This is a genomic window from Clostridium sp. TF11-13AC, assembly GCF_003481065.1.
Classification (GTDB): domain Bacteria; phylum Bacillota; class Clostridia; order Lachnospirales; family Lachnospiraceae; genus Otoolea; species Otoolea fessa.
In genome coordinates this window covers 869,605-891,766 of sequence record NZ_QUKJ01000001.1, presented here as the reverse complement: position 1 = coordinate 891,766, position 22,162 = coordinate 869,605, and the positions used below count along the sequence as shown (strand labels likewise).

At 49.9% G+C, this 22,162-nt stretch carries 20 protein-coding genes; 19 read left to right on the top strand and 1 reads right to left on the bottom strand.

Annotation, left to right across the window (positions count from 1 at the left end; all coding sequences use genetic code 11):
- The first annotated feature begins 207 nt into the window (after positions 1-207).
- The 17 genes from DXD12_RS04060 to sigE all read left to right on the top strand — a co-directional run bounded on the left by DXD12_RS04060 (position 208) and on the right by sigE (position 18,795).
- Positions 208-1,008: an OadG family transporter subunit gene (locus DXD12_RS04060; protein ID WP_022360206.1), complete on the top strand. Its 801-nt coding sequence runs from the start codon at positions 208-210 to the stop codon at positions 1,006-1,008.
- Positions 1,009-1,036: 28 nt separating this feature from the next.
- A complete protein-coding gene (locus DXD12_RS04055; RefSeq protein WP_106999722.1) occupies positions 1,037-1,393 on the top strand; it encodes a biotin/lipoyl-containing protein in 357 nt (118 codons plus the stop codon).
- 63 nt (positions 1,394-1,456) lie between these two features.
- Positions 1,457-2,608 (top strand): sodium ion-translocating decarboxylase subunit beta, encoded by a 1,152-nt coding sequence (locus tag DXD12_RS04050; protein ID WP_022360208.1) that lies wholly within the window; start codon positions 1,457-1,459, stop codon positions 2,606-2,608.
- A gap of 351 nt (positions 2,609-2,959) precedes the next feature.
- Positions 2,960-3,136 carry an aspartyl-phosphate phosphatase Spo0E family protein gene (locus DXD12_RS04045; protein WP_243105342.1) on the top strand — a complete coding sequence of 59 codons (177 nt, stop codon included), beginning with the start codon at positions 2,960-2,962 and terminating at the stop codon, positions 3,134-3,136.
- Positions 3,137-3,366: 230 nt separating this feature from the next.
- A complete protein-coding gene (gene mraZ, locus DXD12_RS04040) occupies positions 3,367-3,792 on the top strand; it encodes a division/cell wall cluster transcriptional repressor MraZ (RefSeq protein ID WP_022360210.1) in 426 nt (141 codons plus the stop codon).
- Complete coding sequence (rsmH, locus tag DXD12_RS04035; protein WP_022360211.1) at positions 3,789-4,727, top strand: 16S rRNA (cytosine(1402)-N(4))-methyltransferase RsmH; 939 nt, start codon at positions 3,789-3,791, stop codon at positions 4,725-4,727. Before mraZ ends, rsmH begins: the two co-directional genes overlap by 4 nt.
- Positions 4,728-4,875: 148 nt before the next feature.
- Positions 4,876-5,298: a cell division protein FtsL gene (locus tag DXD12_RS04030; RefSeq protein ID WP_347474442.1), complete on the top strand. Its 423-nt coding sequence runs from the start codon at positions 4,876-4,878 to the stop codon at positions 5,296-5,298.
- Positions 5,276-7,429 (top strand): penicillin-binding protein 2, encoded by a 2,154-nt coding sequence (locus DXD12_RS04025; protein ID WP_243105341.1) that lies wholly within the window; start codon positions 5,276-5,278, stop codon positions 7,427-7,429. Before DXD12_RS04030 ends, DXD12_RS04025 begins: the two co-directional genes overlap by 23 nt.
- A 245-nt stretch (positions 7,430-7,674) precedes the next feature.
- Complete coding sequence (locus DXD12_RS04020) at positions 7,675-9,456, top strand: penicillin-binding transpeptidase domain-containing protein (RefSeq protein ID WP_118637475.1); 1,782 nt, start codon at positions 7,675-7,677, stop codon at positions 9,454-9,456.
- A gap of 88 nt (positions 9,457-9,544) precedes the next feature.
- Positions 9,545-10,501, top strand: coding sequence for a phospho-N-acetylmuramoyl-pentapeptide-transferase (mraY, locus tag DXD12_RS04015; protein ID WP_022360215.1), 957 nt, complete (start codon positions 9,545-9,547; stop codon positions 10,499-10,501).
- 10 nt (positions 10,502-10,511) lie between these two features.
- On the top strand, positions 10,512-11,861 hold the full coding sequence (gene murD / locus DXD12_RS04010) for a UDP-N-acetylmuramoyl-L-alanine--D-glutamate ligase (RefSeq protein ID WP_106999726.1): 1,350 nt from the start codon (positions 10,512-10,514) through the stop codon (positions 11,859-11,861).
- Between the two features lie 277 nt (positions 11,862-12,138).
- The gene (locus DXD12_RS04005) at positions 12,139-13,293 is read left to right on the top strand and encodes a putative peptidoglycan glycosyltransferase FtsW (RefSeq protein WP_117795227.1); all 1,155 of its coding nucleotides are present in this window, start codon (positions 12,139-12,141) and stop codon (positions 13,291-13,293) included.
- 106 nt (positions 13,294-13,399) lie between these two features.
- A complete protein-coding gene (gene murA / locus DXD12_RS04000; protein ID WP_118637473.1) occupies positions 13,400-14,683 on the top strand; it encodes a UDP-N-acetylglucosamine 1-carboxyvinyltransferase in 1,284 nt (427 codons plus the stop codon).
- Positions 14,655-15,428, top strand: coding sequence for a cell division protein FtsQ (locus tag DXD12_RS03995; protein ID WP_207722914.1), 774 nt, complete (start codon positions 14,655-14,657; stop codon positions 15,426-15,428). The genes murA and DXD12_RS03995 overlap by 29 nt, the downstream gene beginning before the upstream one ends.
- A 200-nt stretch (positions 15,429-15,628) precedes the next feature.
- On the top strand, positions 15,629-16,855 hold the full coding sequence (ftsZ, locus tag DXD12_RS03990; RefSeq protein ID WP_022360220.1) for a cell division protein FtsZ: 1,227 nt from the start codon (positions 15,629-15,631) through the stop codon (positions 16,853-16,855).
- Between the two features lie 337 nt (positions 16,856-17,192).
- Entirely contained in the window at positions 17,193-17,981 is a 789-nt protein-coding gene (locus DXD12_RS03985; protein WP_182457018.1) for a sigma-E processing peptidase SpoIIGA, read from the top strand.
- Positions 17,982-18,036: 55 nt separating this feature from the next.
- Positions 18,037-18,795, top strand: coding sequence for an RNA polymerase sporulation sigma factor SigE (gene sigE / locus DXD12_RS03980; RefSeq protein ID WP_106999729.1), 759 nt, complete (start codon positions 18,037-18,039; stop codon positions 18,793-18,795).
- On the opposite strand, the gene DXD12_RS03975 is transcribed toward sigE, so the two are convergent.
- Positions 18,749-19,816: an acyltransferase family protein gene (locus tag DXD12_RS03975; protein WP_106999730.1), complete on the bottom strand. Its 1,068-nt coding sequence runs from the start codon at positions 19,814-19,816 to the stop codon at positions 18,749-18,751. The two genes, sigE and DXD12_RS03975, sit on opposite strands and share 47 nt — an antisense overlap.
- Positions 19,817-20,058: 242 nt before the next feature.
- On the opposite strand from DXD12_RS03975, the gene sigG reads away from it, so the two are divergent.
- Positions 20,059-20,835 carry an RNA polymerase sporulation sigma factor SigG gene (sigG, locus tag DXD12_RS03970; protein ID WP_106999731.1) on the top strand — a complete coding sequence of 259 codons (777 nt, stop codon included), beginning with the start codon at positions 20,059-20,061 and terminating at the stop codon, positions 20,833-20,835.
- Between the two features lie 451 nt (positions 20,836-21,286).
- Positions 21,287-22,075: an SseB family protein gene (locus DXD12_RS03960; RefSeq protein ID WP_022360225.1), complete on the top strand. Its 789-nt coding sequence runs from the start codon at positions 21,287-21,289 to the stop codon at positions 22,073-22,075.
- The last annotated feature ends 87 nt before the right edge of the window (positions 22,076-22,162 follow it).

Sequence of the window (22,162 nt, the reverse complement as noted above, 5' to 3'; positions counted from 1 at the left end):
TCTGCTGCCGCAGCGTGTCAGATGGAGAATTCCCGGAGTGGATGACAAGCTCTGGAAATTTTGCAAAAACACCTGCAAACACAGATAGGTGGGAAGTATCACGGATGGCGCCATGAAAGAAACATGGATGCTGTCAGGATATGATTCACGAAGAAAGAGGGACGTCCGTCAAAGCATGGAACGATCTAATTACGAGGTGACACATTTATGAAACAGAATATGAAAAGAATGCTGCTTGTACTTTGCATGGCAGTCTGCTTTTTCGCTCTGTCCGCCTGTGGTAGCGCTTCTGAAGAAGCGGTAGAGCCGATTTCTCCGGAGATCGAGCAGACCATGAGCGATGGCGCTAAGAGCTATCTGGAGCAGTTCGCCAGCTACAGTGACGAAGATCTGGCAGCACAGCTGAAACAGGCTGAGAAGCAGAAAAACACAGTCATTGAGTCTGCAATTTCTTCCTGGACCAGTTCTAAGGACGATTTAGGCAAGATGGGTGAGATTCAGAGCGTGACCGTAGAGCGCGCCGATGATGACAGCTACACAGCAGTTGTTCAGGCTTCCTTTGAGAAGAGAAACTTGACTTTCTCCCTGACCGCTGAGGAGAGCGTAAGCAGCTACGGCGGTACTTCTCTGGTACCGACTGAGTTATCCTTTGTTGTAAACTACAGCTTCGGTGAGAAGATGGAGAAGGCAGCATTAAATACCCTGATGGGTATGGGTACCGTATTCCTGGTACTGATTTTCATCAGCTTAATTATCAGCAGCTTCAAGAAGGTTAACGAGATTGAGGCAAATGTAAAGGCTAAAAAAGCAGGAGCAGAGGCACCGGCAGCAGCACCGGCACCTGTACAGACTGCAGCACCGGCAGCAGCGCCGGCACGTACCGCAGCACCAGCAGCAGGCAATGCGGCAAACGATGGAGAACTGGTAGCAGTTATCACTGCAGCGATCGCAGCAGCAACCGGCGTACCGGCAGACAGCGTAAATATCCGCTCCATTACACGTAAATAATCATCGATAAAATCTGGAGGAATTTAAAATGAAGAATTATACTATCACCGTAAATGGTACAGCATATCAGGTAACCGTAGAAGAAGGATTTGCAGGCGCAGCAGCACCGGCTCCAGCAGCAGCTCCAGCACCGGCAGCAGCTCCGGCTCCAGCAGCAGCACCGGCAGCAGGCGGCGTAACCATCACATCCCCGATGCCAGGTAAGATCCTTGGTATTAAGGCAGCAGCTGGCACAGCTGTAAAACGTGGTCAGGTTATCCTGCTTCTGGAAGCTATGAAGATGGAGAACGAGATCGTAGCTCCTCAGGACGGTACCGTTGCCAGTGTTAATGTTGCAGTAGGCGATATGGTAGAACCGGGCGCAGTTCTTGCTACATTAAACTAATCTAATTTTTATAAAACTGGCTGAAAAAATACGGGATATGTTATTCCGTTTGGAGGAATTAATATGGAATATATAACAACTACATTGTCCAATCTTCTTCAGCAGACAGCATTCTTAAACCTGACATTTGGAAACATCGTTATGATTTTCGTAGCGCTGATTTTCCTGTATCTGGCAATCGGAAAAGGATTCGAGCCGTTACTGCTTCTTCCGATTTCCTTTGGTATGCTGCTTGTAAATATCTATCCGGATATTATGAGATCGATTGAAGACTCATCGAACGGAGTTGGTGGACTTTTACATTACTTTTATTTACTGGATGAGTGGAGTATCTTACCATCCCTCATCTTCATGGGTGTCGGTGCGATGACAGACTTCGGTCCGCTGATCGCTAACCCGAAGAGCTTCCTGCTCGGTGCAGCTGCTCAGTTCGGTATCTACGGCGCTTACTTCATGGCTATCTTCATGGGATTCAACGATAAGGCTGCGGCTGCTATCTCCATCATCGGTGGTGCAGACGGCCCGACCTCTATCTTCCTGGCTGGTAAACTTGGTCAGACAGGTCTGATGGGACCGATTGCCGTAGCAGCTTACTCCTACATGGCTCTGGTTCCGATTATCCAGCCGCCGATCATGAAACTCCTTACCACCAAAGAGGAGAGAGAGATCCGTATGGAGCAGCTTCGTCCGGTATCCAAACTGGAGAAGATTCTGTTCCCGGTTGTTGTTACAATCGTTGTCTGCATGATTCTGCCGACAACTGCTCCGCTGGTTGGTATGCTTATGCTTGGTAACCTGTTCCGTGAGTCTGGTGTTGTTAAGCAGCTGACAGAGACTGCTTCCAACGCCCTGATGTACATCGTCGTTATCTTCCTGGGTACTTCCGTAGGTGCTACTACCAGTGCAGAGGCTTTCTTAAACCTGGATACCATCAAGATCGTAGTTCTGGGTCTGATTGCATTCGCTCTGGGTACTGCAGCAGGTGTTATCTTCGGTAAGATTATGTGCAAGGTAACTCATGGTAAGGTAAACCCGCTGATCGGTTCCGCAGGTGTATCTGCAGTTCCGATGGCAGCACGTGTATCCCAGAAGGTTGGTTCTGAGGCAGATCCGAGCAACTTCCTTCTGATGCACGCAATGGGACCGAACGTAGCTGGTGTTATCGGTACTGCCGTAGCAGCAGGTACATTCATGGCTATCTTTGGCGTGAAATAGGATAGAGCAGATTTATTCTGAATAATGTATTTATATAGTAGGGTGGGATTCTTCGGGATCCTGCCCTATTGTTATATGCAAACGTCGGTTGCTGTTCACAGGTAGGAATTTTCTGAACTGAAAATTCCGTACGATACAGTTCCGGCAGCAGATTTTGCCGATTTGGAATGCGTAGCATCGGCAAAATCCCGTTGCTGGGCACACGTGTGTGAACAGTAACAAACGTCGTTTTTTGTCGAATTTAATCGGTCGAAATAGTTTGCTTTTTGCTGGTGGAAGACGTAAAATGACAGTGAAGTAAGGAGGAATGGCACTAGAGAATAGAAAAGGAGAATGCATAGGATGGCGGATATGAGAGAAGAATTAGTTCAAAAGATTGAACGGGCAAGACAGCAGCTGAATCAAAATATTGACACAAAGGCAGCATATGACATAATTTATCACTACAGTGTGGAGCTTGACAAACTCTTAAATCAGTATATCGGGCTGGAGACGGAGACTGAAAGAGGGCTGGAGACGGCGCTATAAAATAAGAGTGGAAATAGAAACAAATATAGATAAGTACAGAAAACTCAGGTACATGTGTTCGAAAAAAGAACCGGTGCCTGAGTTTTCTGATTTTTTTTCGATTTAGACCTTGCCATTTTGATGGGCATGTACTAAAATAAACATAACAAGTGGTAGAAAGTGGTGAAAAGTGGAACGAAATGGATTTTCGGGACACAAAAGTGGTACACATCGGATGACGGGTGATTGATATGTTCATGGGAGAATACAATCATACAATCGATGCGAAGGGACGTTTGATCGTTCCGTCGAAGTTCAGGGAACAGCTTGGAGACGAATTTGTGGTGACAAAGGGGTTGGATGGCTGTCTTTTTGTGTACGATAACACCGAGTGGAAAAAGTTCGAAGAGAAGTTACAGGCACTCCCACTTACCAATCAGAATGCCAGAAAATTCTCCCGTTTCTTTCTGGCAGGTGCCTCGGCGTGTGAGGTGGATCGTCAGGGACGAATCCTGCTTCCTTCGGTTCTGCGGGATTTTGCAGGACTCGAGAAGGAGGTTGTCCTGGTCGGCGTCGGAAGCCGGATCGAGATCTGGAACAAGGCGACCTGGGCGGAGAAGAATGTCTATGATGACATGGAAGAGATTGCAGAAAATATGGAAGGCCTTGGCATATGATATTTAATCACAAATCAGTATTATTAAATGAGACGGTTGACAGTCTCTGTGTAAAGCCCCAGGGTATCTATGTGGATGGGACACTGGGAGGCGGCGGTCACGCGAGCGAGGTGGCGGCACGGCTGGGAGACGGCGGACGCCTGATCGGGATTGATCAGGATGCGGACGCGATTGCGGCTGCGTCAGAACGTCTGGCTCCCTTTGGAGATAAGATAACCGTTGTGCGGAGCAATTATGAGCGGATTGCACAGGTGTTAGATGAGCTGGAGATTCCGCAGGTGGATGGAATTTATCTGGATCTGGGTGTTTCTTCCTTCCAGCTTGACACAGCGGAACGGGGATTTACCTATCGCGAGGACGATGCGCCGCTGGATATGCGGATGGATCAGAGAAATGAGCAGACCGCGAAGGACATCGTCAATACCTACAGTGAGATGGAACTGTACCGGATCATCCGGGACTACGGTGAGGATCGGTTTGCGAAGAATATTGCAAAACACATCGTACAGGCACGACAGAAAAAAGAGATTGAGACGACAGGCGAGCTGACGGAGATCATCCGGGCATCGATTCCGGCAAAGGTCCGGGCGACCGGCGGTCATCCGGCAAAGCGTACGTTTCAGGCGATCCGGATCGAGTTAAACCGGGAACTGGATGTGCTGGAAGATTCGATCGATACGATGATTGAGCGCCTGGCACCGGGCGGACGGCTTTCGATCATTACGTTCCATTCTCTGGAAGATAGAATCGTAAAGAACCGTTTCCGGACGAATGAAAATCCATGCATCTGCCCGCCGGATTTTCCGGTCTGTGTCTGTGGACGCAAAAGCCGCGGCAGGGTGATTACAAGAAAACCGATTCTTCCGACCGATCAGGAGATGGAAGAAAACCCGCGTTCCAAGAGCGCAAAGCTCCGGGTATTTGAAAAATCATAAACAAAAGCATAACTGCACCGCAGAACAGAGATCGTTTCAGGTGCGGGGGAGATAAAAGAGAGAAAAAGCGAAAGAGCAGGGAGGGAACGTTATGTCTGTCAGAAGGAGACAACATGTATCGGCCTCCACGTATGTGGACGGTAATACCGTGCGAAAAGTTCAGAGAACCGTGGAGATAAGACCAGAAAGAGATGAGAGAGAGGAGTACCGGCATAAACACGCCGTGCGCCGCAACCAGGAAAAGGCGCTTTACATGAACGGACCGTATGTGCTGGCGCTGACCATCGCTGCGCTGATCACGCTGGTTTTATGTATGAATTATCTGCATAAGCAGGCGTCGATCACGACCCGTATCAGCCACATTGAGGATCTGGAGCTGAAACTGGAGAACCTGAAGTCCGAGAATGATGCACTTCAGACCCGGATTGACACGTATGTGGATCTGGATCATGTATATAAAGTGGCGACCGAAGAGCTCGGCATGGTATATGCAAATAAGGATCAGATTCTTTTATATGACAAGACGGAAAGCGAGTATGTAAGACAGTATGAGGACATCCCAAAACACTAACGGCAGACAGACCTTTCGGAAATATATGCAGGAAAAGCTGGCAATTACCGTCCTGGTAATTATGCTGGCTTTGTTTGCATTGGTGCTGGTGCTTTATAATCTGGTAAAAAGTAAGGGCGAGTCGTACAATCAGATAGTCCTGAGCCATCAGGACTATGAGAGCCGCACGATTCCCTACAAGCGCGGCAATATTATCGACCGGAACGGGACGTATCTGGCGATTAGCGAGAAAGTTTACAATCTGGTCATCGATCCGAAGCAGATTCTGGATACGGAGGAAAACTACCAGTATCTCGATGCCACGCTGGACGCGCTGGTGGAGTGCTTCGGTTACAAGCGGGACGAGCTGCAGGCGATGATCGAGGAGAAAAAAGACAGCCAGTATGTGATCTATGCGAAACAGCTTCCAGCGGAAGACAAAGAGAAGTTTGAGACTTATGAGAAGGACAAGAACAAGGAATACCGGGCGCTGCCGACGGAGGAAGGCGGCAACCAGCGTATCACGGGCGTATGGTTCGAGGAAGAATATAAGAGAACGTATCCGTACAATGAGCTGGCATGCAATGTGGTTGGTTTTGCCCTCAAGGATGGCAATGCATCTGGCGGTGTTGAACAGTATTATAATGATATCCTGAACGGTGTGAGCGGTCGTGAGTATGGTTATTTAAACGGCGATTCGAACGTCGAGCGAACGGTAAAACCGGCGCAGAACGGAAGGACGCTGGAGTTGACGATCGACGTCAACATCCAGAAGATTGTCCAGAAATATCTGGATGAGTGGCAGGCGGGCATTGGAAGTAATCTGGCGGCGGCGATCGTCATGGATCCGAACAGCGGTGAGATCCTGGCGATGGATACGACGACCCGTTACAATCTGAATGATCCGTACAATTTAAGCACCTACTATACGGATGAGGAAATCCAGGCGATGGATGAAAAGACGAAGTCCGAGGCGTGGTATAAAATGTGGAGAAACTTCTGCGTGAGCGACTCCTATGAGCCGGGTTCTCCACAGAAAGCATTTACGGTAGCCGGGGCGATCGAGGAAGGCGCGATTTCCGGAAACGAGGTCTTTGAGTGCGGCGGAAAACTGCATTTCGGAGACTGGGATATCCGGTGTGTTGCCCGAGCCGGTCACGGACCGCTGACGATCACACAGGGATTGATGAAATCCTGCAACGTCGTTATGATGCGTATTGTATCGCTGGAAGGAAAAGAGAAGTTTGTCCAGTATCAGAAGATTTTCGGATTTGGCGAGAAGACGGGCATCGACCTTCCGGGCGAGGCGTCCGGTCTGATTTATCAGGCATCCAATATGGATCCGGCATCTCTGGCGACCAACGCATTTGGACAGAACTATAACTGTACGATGGTGCAGATGGCAGCCGGATATGCGTCCTTAATCAACGGCGGTTCCTATTATGAGCCGCATGTGGTAAAAGAAATTCTGAACGACGAAGGATCCGTTGTCAAATCTGTTTCCCCAAATCTGGTGCGAGAGACGGTTTCGGAATCGACCTCGAACTTCATTAATAATGCGCTTTACCAGACAGTATCAGGTGATGGCGGTACCGCGGGCGCGGCGGCAGTTGCCGGTTACGAAGTGGCTGGTAAGACAGGTACGGCGCAGAAGCAGCCGCGTGCGGAGAAGAATTATCTGGTTTCCTTTATCGGATATGCACCGGCATACAATCCGCAGGTACTCTGCTATGTGGTAGTAGATACCCCGCATCTGCCAGGCGAGCAGCAGGCACATTCGACTTTTGCCAGCGAGATTTTCAGCAAGATCATGGCGGAAGTCCTTCCATATAAGAATGTATTCCCGGCAGGAGGCGCGGCACAGGATCTCGAGACCAATCTTTCCAGCCAGGAAGAAGGCATTATAAGCGGCACAGCGACCGAGGATCCGAATGCAGCTGAAACACCGGCAGAGACGACTCCGGCTCCGGAGGGCGGCTGGGCGAACTACGATGAGGAATTTATCGATTCCGGAGACGAGTATAGCTATCCGGATACGATGGGAAATGTGCAGGATGAATCGGCGGCGATTGGAAACGGTGAAACGGCGGAAACGGGCGATAATGCCGGAGAAACGGCAGCTTCCCAGGAAGCGCAGGCAGCGGGAGATTAGGAATTGTGCCTGCCGGGAAGAGCTATCTATCTTGCGTGGAAAATACGTAACTGTTCACAGGTAGGAATTTTCTGAACTGAAAAATCCGTACGATACAGTTCTGGCAGCAGATTTTGCCGATTTGGAATGCGTAGCATCGGCAAAATCCCGTTGCTGGGCACACGTGTGTGAACAGTAACGAAAATACAGAATAAAGAAACGGTTCGTATGATATACTGTAGCAATGAGATCAGACAGGAAGCAGTATGAATCGGAACCGGACGCATCACAGAGGAAGAACTGTCTTTTTGTGCGCCGCCATCTGCCTGTGCATGGCAGGATTGGCGGGGAGACTGTTCTTCCTCATGCTGTATAAAGCGGATTATTACAGCCAGATGGCGGAGGAGCTACATCAGCGGGAGCGCAGTATCAAAGCGCCGCGCGGGCGGATCCTTGACCGGAACGGAACGGTGATCGCCGATAACCGGACTGTGTGTACCATCTCTGTGATTCATAATCAGGTAAAAGATCCGGAGGCAGTTATCCGGGTTTTGAGCGAAGAACTGGGACTTCCGGAGGCAGAGGTGCGGAAAAAGACGGAAAAACGATCTTCCAGGGAAGTGATCAAGTCTAATGTGGAGAAAACGCGGGGCGATGCGATCCGGGCAAGGCGCCTGGAGGGAGTCAAGGTGGATGAGGACTATAAGCGATATTATCCATATGGACGTCTGGCATCGAAGGTACTGGGATTTACCGGGGGAGACAACCAGGGGATCATCGGCCTGGAAGTACAGTATGAGAAGTATTTAAAGGGCACGGACGGTAAAATCCTGACGCTCACGGACGCGGCGGGGATTGAGCTGGAAAATGAGGCGGAGAACCGCATCGAGCCGGAGGCAGGGCGGGATCTCCAGACGAGTCTGGATGTCAATATCCAGATGTACGCGGAACAGGCGGCGTACCAGACGATGCAGAAAAAGAATGCGAACCGCGTCTCGATCATCGTGATGAACCCGAAGAACGGGGAAGTCTATGCGATGGTAAATGCACCGGAGTTTTCATTGAATGAGCCGTTTGAGCTGGTGACAGATGGAAAAAACGAAGATTCAGAAACAGAAGAAGACATATCCTTGAAGGATGAAGTGCAGTCACACGCAGCATCAGCGCAAAATAAACAAGATCTCCTCAATCAGATGTGGCGCAACCCCTGTTTAAATGATACATACGAACCGGGGTCTACATTCAAAATCGTGACCGCCGCTGCGGGACTGGAGGCGGGCGTGGTCAACCTGACTGACCAGTTTTCTTGCCCGGGATTCCGGATCGTGGAAGATCGAAAGATTCGGTGTCACAAGGTGGGCGGACACGGCGGAGAGACGTTTTTACAGGGAATGATGAATTCCTGCAATCCTGTTCTGATCGATGTCGGGCAGCGGCTGGGACCGGAGCGGTACTATCAGTATTTTAAGCAGTTTGGTCTGCTGGGAAAGACTGGGATTGATCTGCCGGGTGAGGCGGGGACGATCATGCACCAGCCGGATCAGATCGGACCGGTGGAGCTGGCGACCGTCTCTTTTGGGCAGTCGTTTCAGATCACGCCGATCCAGCTCATTACAACGGCATCCTCCCTGATCAACGGGGGCACGCGCATCACACCGCACATCGGTATCCGTGCCGTGCGGGCAGATGGTCAGGCAGTCCACGTGTTTGCCTATCCAAAAGGAGAGAGAATCTTATCGGAGCAGACGAGTGAGACGCTGCGTTATATTCTGGAACAGGTGGTGGCGGAGGGGAGTGGAAAAAACGCCCGGATCGAGGGCTACCGGATCGGCGGAAAGACGGCAACCTCGGAGAAACTTCCAAGGAGCCGGAAAAAATATATTTCCTCATTTTTAGGGTTTGCACCGGCGGACGATCCGCAGGTGATCGCGCTTATCACCATCGATGAACCGGAAGGAATCTACTATGGCGGGACGATTGCCGCCCCGGTGATCCGCGATCTGTTTGAGGTCATTTTGCCGTATCTGGGGGTGGAGAAAAGAGGTTGATTATTCCCCTAAAAAGACGTATACTATTGAAGTGTATAATTTGAGGAACTATCTCTGTATACATAGGAAGATAAGTTAGAGGTGTGACATGGTAAATGAAACAATACTGGCGGTTATCATCGCATTTGTGGTCAGCGCAGTGCTGTGCCCGATCGTGATACCGTTTCTCCACAGGTTGAAATTCGGACAGCAGGTGCGCGATGACGGGCCGCAGACGCATCTGAAAAAGCAGGGAACCCCGACGATGGGCGGTCTGGTAATTCTTTCCAGCATCATCATTACGTCCCTGCTCTATATCCGGGATTATCCGAAGATCATTCCGGTGCTGTTTATGACCGTTGGATTCGGCGTGGTTGGATTTCTGGACGATTACATCAAGATCGTGATGAAACGTTCGGAGGGCTTAAATCCGATCCAGAAGCTGATCGGACAGTTTGTGATCACAGGTATTTTTGCCTATTATATTGTAACCTCACCGGACATCGGAACAGGGATGCTGATTCCATTTACCGGCAAGTATTTACAGCTTCCGGTCTGGCTGTTTGTACCGGCACTGTTCTTCATCATTCTGGGAACTGACAATGGCGTGAACTTCACAGATGGTCTGGACGGTCTGTGCACCAGTGTGACGATTCTGGTAGCAACGTTCTTTACGATCGTGGCGATCGGGGAGAACAGCGGCATTAGCCCGATTACCGGCGCAGTAGTTGGAAGTCTTCTGGGCTTTCTTCTGTTCAATGTCTATCCGGCGCGTGTGTTTATGGGCGATACCGGTTCACTGGCACTTGGTGGTTTTGTTGCTTCCAGTGCCTTTATGATGCAGATGCCGATCTTTATCGCGATCGTGGGTCTGATTTATCTGGTGGAAGTATTATCTGTTATTATTCAGGTAACCTATTTTAAGAAGACGGGCGGAAAGCGTTTTTTCAAGATGGCGCCGATCCATCACCATTTCGAGCTCTGCGGATGGTCTGAGACCAGAGTCGTAGGCGTATTTTCGATTATTACGGCAATCCTTTGCCTTATAGCATACTTAGGATTATAGGAGGAAGATTATGAGTCAGAAAGTATTAGTAGCAGGAACAGGTATCAGCGGTATTGCAGCTGCAAAGCTCCTTCTCTCAAAAGGCGGGGAGGTAGTGCTTTACGATGGCAATGAAAAACTGGATCCAGAGGAGCTGAAAAAGAAATTTGACGAAGGCGCGACGATCACGTTCGTCCTCGGAGAGCTGAAAAAGACGGATTTGTTAGGCGTGGAGCTGGCAATTTTAAGCCCGGGCATCCCGACCGATGCACCGTTTGTAGAGATGATTCGTGAAACCGGTATTCCGATCTGGGGCGAGATGCAGCTTGCATATCACTGTGCCAAAGGACGTATGGCAGCCATTACCGGCACGAACGGAAAGACAACGACGACTTCCCTGACCGGCGAGATCATGAAGTCATTCTATGACAGCGTATTTGTAGTTGGAAATATCGGTGAGCCGTTTGCATTCCACGCATTGGAGACAACGGATGAGACCGTAACCGTCGCAGAGGTATCGAGCTTCATGCTGGAGACCATGACTGATTTCCACCCGAATGTAAGCGCTATTTTAAATATTACCCCGGATCATCTGGATCGTCATAAGACGATGGAATGCTACATCGAGACGAAAGAGAGCATTACCAAGAACCAGAAAGAGGGCGATGTCTGTGTCCTGAACTATGAGGATCCGGTACTGCGTGAATTTGGTGAGACTTTAAAAGACATCAAGGTGGTATATTTTTCCAGTCTGCGTACCCTGAAACAAGGTTTCTACCTGAAAGAGGATGAGATTGTATACAACGACGGCGAGAAAGAGACCGTGATTGTCAATATCCACGATCTGAAGTTACTTGGCCGTCATAACCATGAAAATGTTATGGCAGCGGTTGCTATCAGTATGAACATGGGCGTTCCGCTGGAGAAGATTCAGAAGGTGATCAAGGAATTCAAGGCAGTTGAACACCGCATTGAGTTCGTAACCGAGCGTTTCGGCGTCAAATACTACAACGATTCCAAGGGAACCAACCCGGATGCAGCGATGCAGGCGATCAAGGCGATGCCGGGACCGACCTTATTAATTGCAGGCGGATATGATAAGCATTCCGAGTTTGACGAGTGGATCGAGAGCTTTGGCGGAAAGGTACGCTATCTGGTGCTGATCGGCCAGACCCGCGACAAGATTGCCGAGTGTGCAAAACGCCACGGCTTCAATGATATCATGTACGCGGAAGATCTGCAGGAGGCTGTACAGGTATGTGCATCCTACGCAAATCCGGGCGATAACGTCCTGCTTTCACCGGCATGTGCAAGCTGGGGGCAGTTCAAGAACTTTGAAGAGCGCGGACGCAAATTCAAAGAGTTTGTGAGAAATTTGTAATACCAAGGTTCAAAGGTCGGAAATCCGACGCAAGATTGCTTGCAGGAGGAATTGTGACTTTTGAGAATTGCGGAGTGCAAAGCACGCAGCAATTCGGTATTGGAAGAATAAAGGTTACTGGGCACGTATGCGTGAACAGTAACGAATAAAGGCTTAATGTATTTAAGGGGGCTGTCGCAGCCGGCATTTGTCTGCGGCAGCCCTGATTTGAAGGAAAAACTGCCGTTTGCAGGCAGAATTTCGAAACTGTAACAACAAAAAGCAGGGGAGTGGAAGTATGCCGGAACCGGGAAAAATTAAAAAGAAAAAACCACATCGGTTTTATGATTACAGTCTGCTATTTACCATCATTTTCCTGACGGTATTCGGACTGATCATGATTTACAGCGCGAGCTCCTATAAGGCGCAGCTTGATTACGGCAATCCGGGATATTTTATGCTTCGTCAGGCGGGCATCGCGGGTGTCAGCTTTGTTGCGATGTATATCGTCTCCAAGATAGATTATCACTGGTTTGCGCGGTTTGCGATGCTGGGATATATCGTTTCATACGTGACGCTGCTTCTGACGCGTTTTACACCTCTGGGCGTGGCATCGCATGGTAAGAAGCGCTGGCTGCGCCTGGGACCGCTTCAGTTCCAGCCGACCGAGATTGTCAAGATTTCCCTGATTCTGCTTCTGGCGGTTCTGATTGCCAATCTGGGCGTGCGGATCAACCAGCTGCGGGCAGTCGGATTTATCGTGGCGCTGTCGGCGCCGCTGGCACTTTTAGTTACGGCGAACAACTTAAGTTCTGGTATCATCATCTGCGGCATCGTGTTTGTGATGCTGTTTGTGGCGTGCAAGATCAAATGGCCGTTTTTTCTCTGCATCGGAGGCGGCGTTGGACTTCTGGCGGTCGCCCCCTATATAGGGCATTTGCTGGTAAAGCTCCATATCCTGAAGGATTATCAGCTGGGACGAATCAATGTCTGGGTCAACCCGGTGCAGTATGCACGTTCCGGCGGTTATCAGGTGCTCCAGGGTCTGTACGCGATCGGTTCCGGCGGTCTGTTTGGAAAGGGACTGGGCGAGAGTCTCCAGAAGCTCGGTTTCGTGCCGGAGGCGCAGAATGATATGATTTTTTCGATTATCTGTGAGGAATTAGGTCTGTTTGGCGCGATTTCGGTCATTTTGATTTTCATGTTTATGATTTACCGCTTCATGGTAATTGCTGGAAATGCACCGGATCTGATGGGTGCGATGATCGTGATCGGCGTGATGGCACACATCGCGATTCAGGTTATCTTAAATATCGCGGTTGTTACGAATACGATCCCGAACACGGGTGTTACGCTGCCGTTTATCAGTTACGGAGGTACGTCCGTCATGTTCCTGATGCTGGAGATGGGGATGGTGTTAAGCGTCTCGAACCAGATTAAGCTGGAGCAGTAGGAATATTTGGCGGAGTTACATATTTACTTCGGGAAATGTAGAAAATGAGAACCATTTTCTCTCGTTGGCATATAATAATACATAGATGCCGGTGGGAGGGGATTGTTTGGCTTTCATCGAGATTCACGGACCGTGCCGGATTCAGGGCGGACTCACGGTGCAGGGGTCGAAAAATGCAGTTTTGCCGATGATGGCGGCGTCGGTGTTAAACCGCGGAATTACCGTGCTTGAAAATGTCCCCAGAATACAGGATGTGTTCTGTATGATGGGGATTCTTGATTCTCTGGGATGCCGGTGTGCGTTGCACGGAAACCGTCTGGAAATCGATACTTCGAAGATGAATGGCTGGCGGATCGAGCAGAAAGCGATGGGGAAAATGCGCTCGTCCATTATGCTTTTGGGAGCGCTCCTGGGACGCTTTTGCGAGGCGGGGGTCTACAGCCCCGGCGGATGTATGATCGGAAAACGTCCAATCGACTGGCATTTGCGGGCACTCCGTGCGCTGGGCGCGGAAATACAGGAACCGGAGCCGGACGGCTTCCTGCATGCACAGACAACGGGACTTCGCGGGGCAGAGATTATTTTTCCGTTCCCGAGTGTCGGCGCGGTGGAAAATGCCCTGTTTGCCGCTGTGGCAGCGGTGGGGCGGACGGTTCTGCGGGGATGCGCGCGGGAACCGGAGATTGGACAGCTGTGCCATTTCCTAAATGGTATGGGGGCATCGATCCGGGGGATCGGGACGGATGCGCTGATCATAGAAGGCGGATTGCCGCTCCATGACAGCCGGTTTGTGATCGGCGGCGACCGGATCGTAGCCGGGACCTATCTTCTTGCCGCTGCGTCCTGCAGCGGTGAGGTGATCGTGGACGGCGTGCAGACACAGGAGCTGCGTGCATTGACCGGGGTGCTGGAGCATATGGGCGTTTCGCTTTATCAGGAACCGGAACTTATATATGTACACGGCGGACAGCGCCTGCGGGCGGTATCGGTGAAAACCGGACCGTATCCGGCGTTTCCGACCGATCTGCAGCCGTTTTTGATGGCGGCGCTGTCACGGGCAGATGGAACCAGTATGCTGCGGGAGACGGTATTTGAAAACCGGTTTGGCACAGCGGCGGAGCTTCAAAAAATGGGGGCGAACATCGAATGCAGCGGGAACATTGCCCGGATTGACGGAGTGGAAACCTTGCGGGGAGCTTTGGTGCGTGCCCGTGATCTGCGGGGCGGTGCAGCCCTGACGGTGGCAGCCCTGGGGGCGGACGGATGGACCAGAGTATCAGAATGTGAACATATTGAGCGGGGATATGAAGATATTTGCCGGGACTTGCGGGCATTAGGAGCAGAGATCCGGCGCCGGGAGGATGATGGAGATAGAGAAGATACAGATTGAAAAAAAGACAGAGGAAAAGGTATGGCGCCGCCGTGGAAAAAAACATATCTGGATCACGGCGGCAGCACTTCTTGTGGCGGCCGCGTTTTTTGTCGGTCTGTCGCTGCTTCGGATCAATACAATCCATGTCAGTGGAAACCGGCAATATACGGCAGAGCAGATAGAGGCGTCTATTTTCGATTCGCGGCTGAGCCGGAATCCGGTGTTCTGCTATCTGCAGTACCGCTTCCGGCCGCACAAGTCAATTCCGTTCGTGCAGGATTACAAGCTGGTGTTCCGCAGCCCGTCGGACGTAGAGGTGATCGTCTACGAGAAGAGTGTGGTTGGTTACGTTTCCTACATGAACAGCCGGATGTATTTTGACAAGGACGGCATCATTGTGGAGAGCACAAGCGAGACATTGCCGGGTGTGCCGAAGATTGCCGGACTTTCCTTTGGACATATCGTGCTGCATCAGCCGCTGCCGGTCGAGGATATCAGCGTTTTCAACGAGATTCTGAACCTGACGCAGGTACTGTCAGTCAACGAGGTTGCGGTGGACGAGATCCGTTTTAATAAGGAAAAGGAAGCGACGCTTCAAATCAGGAGCTTGAAGGTTGAGCTGGGAAGCAACAGTGAGATGAACGGGAAACTTTCGGAGCTGACGGATATTCTGCGGGATTATCCGGATCTGTCCGGAACCCTCTATCTGGACAGCTACGATGAATCGAATGCAAATCCGATGTACCGGTTTGATAAAAACTAGGAAGAATCGGCATAATCCGTTACTGGCACGTATGTGTGAACAGTAACATTGTGACTGGTTTATTGAAAATTTATAAAAGAAACGATTGATTTTTTGCTGAAAATCAAATATAGTATTAGGTAGGCTAGATTTAAAAGACCCTAATTTTAGTATAAAGATGATAAAACCGGAACAGATGGGAAAATGAAGGAGGAAGTATCTTGTTAGAGATAAAGATAAATGAAGCAGAGAACTCTGCCAGAATTATAGTAGTAGGTGTCGGCGGAGCCGGTAACAACGCTGTCAACCGTATGATCGATGAAGATATTGCCGGTGTAGAATTTATCGGTATCAATACAGATAAGCAGGCACTGCAGTTCTGCAAGGCGTCCACAGCTATGCAGATTGGTGAGAAGCTGACCAAGGGACTTGGTGCAGGCGCAAAGCCGGAGATCGGTGAGAAAGCAGCTGAGGAAAGCCAGGAAGAGCTGGCACAGGCTCTCAAGGGTGCAGATATGGTATTCGTTACCGCAGGTATGGGCGGCGGTACCGGTACAGGTGCAGCTCCGGTTATTGCACGTATCGCAAAAGATATGGGCATCCTGACGGTCGGCGTTGTCACAAAGCCGTTCCGTTTCGAGGCAAAGACCCGTATGAGCAACGCGCTCAATGGTATCGAAAAACTGAAAGCAGCTGTCGATACTCTGATCGTTATCCCGAATGATAAACTTCTTGAGATCGTAGACCGCCGTACCACGATGCCGGATGCACTGAAGAAAGCAGATGAGGTTCTTCAGCAGGCAGTACAGGGTATTACCGACCTGATCAATGTTCCGGGTCTTATCAATCTTGACTTTGCAGATGTTCAGACCGTTATGGTGGACAAGGGTATCGCTCATATCGGTATCGGTCATGCGAAGGGTGATGACAAAGCACTTGAGGCTGTTAAGCAGGCTGTATCCAGCCCGCTGCTTGAGACAACCATCGAGGGTGCAAGCCACGTTATCATCAATATTTCCGGCGATATCAGCCTGATCGAGGCAAATGACGCAGCCAGCTATGTACAGGAGCTTGCAGGCGACGATGCCAATATCATCTTCGGTGCGATGTACGATGAGAATGCACAGGATGAGGCGACGATCACTGTTATTGCGACTGGACTGGATTCCCACGGTGTGAACACACCGGTCGCAAAAGCGATGACTGAGTTCAAGACTCCGTTCAAGGCAAAGACGACTGGCAATACATACGCTCAGCCGGCAGCACAGACTGCAGCGGCAGCGCAGCCGACCTACAAGGCACCGACCTTCCGTGCACCATCTGCAGCAGCACCGGCACAGCCAGTCGCTCCGAAGGAAGCACCGCAGTCGGCACCGGCACAGCCGTTCCGCCCGATGCGCCAGGAAACACAGATCAATATTCCGGATTTTCTGAGAAATAAGAAATAATATAAGAGTGAGAGATGAACTGCTCTTGCTTTAGCAAAAATACAAAATATATACAGAAGCAGTTGTTTTTGGAAGAGACACGCATTAGAAGTGAAAATTTCTGATGCGTGTTTTTTTGTGTAATAGGAAATTCCTTGGAATCCCCTATTACACAAAAAGGCACATTCTTTTTTATCGTCGATTCAGACCTTCGACTTATGTCGAATCTATTCAAATTTTACGTTTTTCCCCCGATTTTTGGCGATCAAAACAGGCGTTTTGCGCCCTCGGTTTGACAAATTTTGCGGAACTTTTTTCTTATAATATCCCGTGTCGGACAGAAAGGTGGGAAGAGACAGTGACCTATCGTGTGTATGCGGATGTCATCCTGCTGCAAAATCTGGCAGCGGATTTCCTGCTTCTGTCGGTGGTGAAGAATTGCCTGCGTCTGCCGGAACGCCGGTATGGGCGGTTGGCAGGGAGTCTTCTGGGAGCCGTGTATGCGTTAGGAATGGTGTTAGCTCCGGTTCCGCTGGGATATGCCGGGCGGATGCTCCTAAGCGCCACGATGAGCGTGCTGATGGTATGGACGGCATTTTCCATCCGTAGGAAGTCGGAGGCGGCAGAAGCTGCGATCGGGCTTTACATAGCATCTATGCTGGCGGCTGGCTGCATGGAACTGGTTCAGCCGCTTGGAATACGGGCGAATCTTCTGTTCTGGCTGTTTACCACGGGGGGAAGTTTTCTGATTCCATCTGCGGTGTGGCGGTTTGGTATGCAGCGGTGTATGAAGCTGGAACACCAGTACGCGGTAACGCTTTTTAACAAAGGCAGGGAGCGGCATGTGCAGGCGATTCTCGACACAGGCAACCATCTGACGATGCCGCTTTCGGGGCGTCCGGTGCAGGTGCTGGATGCGTGTGCGGCAGAGAGATTTTTTTCCTGGGAGGACGGTGTCCAATACATCCCATTTCGGAGTGTCGGAAAGGGCGGCGGCGTGATTCCGGCATATCAGGCGGAGCGGATGGAAGTGTCCGGTCAGGGCGGTATGCGGGTGATTGAGAAGCCGTGGATTGCCATTTCACAGGAGGCGCTGTCGCAGAAAGGCGAGTATCAGATGCTGCTCAATGAAAAATATTGGTTGTGAAGAAAAACAGCCGTTATGGTCTGAACCATAGCGAACAACATAAGGGGGAAAGCATATGTTTATAAAAGTTTCAGTTCCAGGTCAGTTTCGTTTAAAAATGATGCCGTCGTTCCGGTCATTTCTGATGCACCGGGACGGGGAAGTTCATTATATCGGGGGAACCGATATCCTTCCGGCACCGTTTGACAGTGTGCGGGAGGCGGAGGTTTTAAGAAAATTTGGAACCAGTGAGGATAAAGAGGCGCGTTCGGCGCTGATCGAACACAACCTGCGCCTGGTGGTCTACATAGCAAGAAAGTTTGACAACACCAGCGTGGGCGTGGAAGATCTGATTTCGATCGGGACGATCGGTCTTATCAAGGCGATCAACACGTTTGACGTAGATAAAAATATTAAGCTGGCGACCTATGCATCCCGTTGTATTGAAAATGAGATTCTGATGTATCTCCGGAGAAATAATAAGACGAAGCTCGAGGTTTCGATCGATGAGCCGTTGAATGTGGACTGGGATGGAAATGAATTGCTTCTGTCGGATATTTTGGGAACGGATGAGGATATTATTTACCGGGATCTGGAGGATGAGACAGAGCGGAAACTGTTGAATGCGGCGATCGACCGCCTGAATCCGCGGGAACAGAAAATCGTGAAGCTGCGCTTTGGTCTGGGGAGAGAGCAGGAAGATGAAATGACCCAGAAGGAGGTTGCCGACCTTCTGGGTATCTCGCAGTCATACATATCGAGGCTGGAAAAGAAGATTATGAAACGCCTCAAAAAAGAAATTTCGCAGCAATGCGGTCTATATACCAGCCGATAAGTGCTGGAAGAAACAGACCGATCAGGATGTAAAACGGACCCATTTCATAGCGGAAGGAGACCGGGAAGTTGGAAAGCGTTTCCGGTATTTCCTTCAAAATGAAGCGGGCATAGGCAAAATCGATCAGCTTGAACAGCGTGAAATGAATCGCCATAATGTCAAAGGAATGGCGTCCTAAAAAGGCAAGGACCTTTGCCAGCGGTCTGATGCGCTCGGACAGGTCAGAGAGCGAAAGGACGAAGTAAATTCCAATGATGGAGATCGGATAAAATAAGACGCCCGGAATGTGCATGCTTGCCAGATCGATGAAAATGTGAAGCTTTGTGTTCGTCAGGTGCAGAAGCAGGGCGCTTATCAGGCAGCCGTACCAGACCGTATAGTGGCGGAAATTGGAGAAAAACTGCTGCATCAGCCAGGCGATGAGATAGACCGGAACAACGAGCAGCGCCGCCTGCAGATTGTAAGGGAGCGGGCAGCTTCTCATATTTAAGAAGACACCGGCAAGGCCAATCAGGATGCATGCAAATGCACATACAGGAAGCTTGACATTATCTTTCCGGGCGAAGCGGGCAGCTGCGCGTCCAAACCAGACGCATCCGGCAAAGAGTCCGGAGGACACCAGCCAGACCGGCAGAAACCAGAGGGCACCCTGAACCTGTTCCGGGGAGTTGAAGGAAAGACTGCTCATCCATGCCGTAAGCATTCTGGTATGGTTGTAAAGTTCCTGTCCCGCATAGAGCCTGTGCGTTACAAAAAAGTTGTGAAGCAGGACAAAAAACAGCGTGTAGAACATATACCTGGGCCATGCACCGGCGAGACGGGAGCCGAAGTAGAGAAACGGCGTATCCCCGTATTTCGTTTCATTATAAAAATAGCCTGTGATAAAGAAGAACAGTGCCAGGTGGAACAGATAGACGAACGCACCGGCGAAATATCCGGTATGCCCCAGCACGATCGCAATAATGCCCCATCCCTTTACGATATCCCAGTAGAGGGAACGGGCTTTTTTTTGTGTGTTCATGAATGGATCTCCTTGTGGTTGAATTCTATTTTCTATAAATAATATTGATCGTAAAACCCCTGAAAATATATTTTACTATGGAACGGCAGAAAAGGCAAGAAATTGGAATGAGTGAAAACGGTTCTCATTTGTCCGGGTATAAATGAGCTTTGAATTGTCCATTCTAATGTATAGGTGACAAAACAAAAATCAAAACGATTCAACCGTTTGCGTTGATCGTCCATCATACGGAGGGAATGGAAATGCCGGTCTATAAAGTGGAAATCTGCGGGGTCAATACATCCAAGCTGCCTCTTTTAAGTAATGAGGAGAAAGAAGAACTGTTTCGCCGGATTCTAAAGGGCGATCGGGAGGCAAGAGAACAGTATATCAAGGGGAATCTGCGGCTGGTGCTCAGTGTAATACAGCGCTTTTCGGGTAGCCGGGAAAATGTGGACGATCTGTTCCAGATTGGCTGTATCGGCCTCATCAAGGCGATTGATAATTTTGATATTACCCAGAATGTCCGTTTTTCGACGTATGCGGTTCCGATGATCCTGGGGGAGGTGAAACGGTATTTGAGGGATAACAATTCAATCCGGGTCAGCCGGTCGCTCCGCGATACGGCATACAAAGCGATCTATACCCGTGAAAATCTGCTGAAAAAGCAGTCAAAGGAGCCGACACTCTGCGAGATTGCCAAAGAATTGGGAGTCAGCAAAGAGGAGATTGCGTATGCGCTCGATGCTATCCAGAGCCCGGTCAGCCTGTACGAACCGGTCTATACGGACGGCGGCGATCCGCTCTACGTGATGGATCAGCTCAGTGACAAGAAAAATTCAGAGGAACATTGGGTCGAGGATCTGTCGCTGGGGGAGGCGATGCAGCGCCTGCCGGACCGGGAACGCCGCATTATTGATATGCGCTTTTTTGAGGGAAAGACCCAGACAGAGGTTGCCGAAGAAATCCATATTTCGCAGGCGCAGGTGTCACGGCTGGAGAAGAGTGCGTTAAAAAGCATGAAGCATTATTTGAGCTGAATGTTGATAGGGATTGTGTTATAGGGATTGTGTGAGATTCTTCTGATTGATTGTTTGGCGGCTCTGTGTTAAAATATAGGAGATATAGTCTGCAAAAAGAATCTGAAAATCAAGCAGATGACTGTTATCTGAACTGGGGTTGAGCGGAGTATTCCATCTGATATAGTGATAAAGGCAGCTTGGCGATGCGACACTCAGGCAGTCATGGACAGCAGACAGAGTAGAAAAGACAGGCGCAGGCGGATTGAGCCTCGCGCATGATAAAATGTACTCTCGGAGTCTTTTCTGCACTCGCTTTTGTGGCTGATTTTCCGCCAGCCGTACCCGAATTTCATCAACGTACGCACCGCGTACGCCTCAGAAATTTGGGCACAGCTGACAAAAAATCATCTCACAAAATCAAGCACAGAAAGATTCCGAGAGTACATTAAAAAGAGCCGGAGGAATTCAAATGGAGAAATTACGTGAGCTGATGAAAGAACATCAGGATAAAGCAGATAAAAAAGTGATGGGAGAGGTTCTGGAGCTGCTTCAGAGAGAGCCGGGACTGTTTGTTGTGACTGTCCATGCGACGAAAAACTTCTTCCTGGGTGCAGAGAACGGCAAGGCGGCTGCTTTCCTTTACACCAGCCGCGAGTATGCAGATGAGTTCGTGAAAGGGCTGGAGATGGTCGGTGTAGAGACGAAGGTACTGGAGATCCGCCCATTACAGCGTATTTCCTTTTTCAACGACCTCTACCGCAGCGGTTTTGAGGCAGTTGTGATCGACAAGGGACAGGAAAATCATATGTCCATGTCGCTGTTCAGCATCATCGAGAAACCAAAGGATACATCCGAGATCGTGATGAACCCGTCCCTGGTCCGTTCTGCAAATCAGTTCTATCAGGCACTGGTACAGCACCAGGCATTCCCACAGATGCAGGATCTGATGTGCAAAGAGCTTTACGGTGCGCGTCTGCTGGTTCCGGTTGCTGACCCGCAGAAGACGACGGCAGTGCCGGTTCTGACCACCGGAAAGGGTGTACGCTATTACCCGGCATTTACGGATTTAGTAGAATTTGGCAAATTTGACCGTAAACATCAGTTTGGAGCAATGGAAGTCCGCTTCCGCGATCTGAAAAAATATCTGGATTACGTGAATGGAATCGTGGTAAATCCGTTTGGATTTGCACTCCGTCTGGACGGCGAGAAGCTGGATCGGATTGAGAAAGAGAATATGAAGCTGAAGGTTGTAAAATAAATGCTGCTGTGACCGTGACCGGTAATGAATAGATGTCAGCATAATAAACTGTGGTGAAAAGGCTGTCTCTCATCAGAATGTATCATA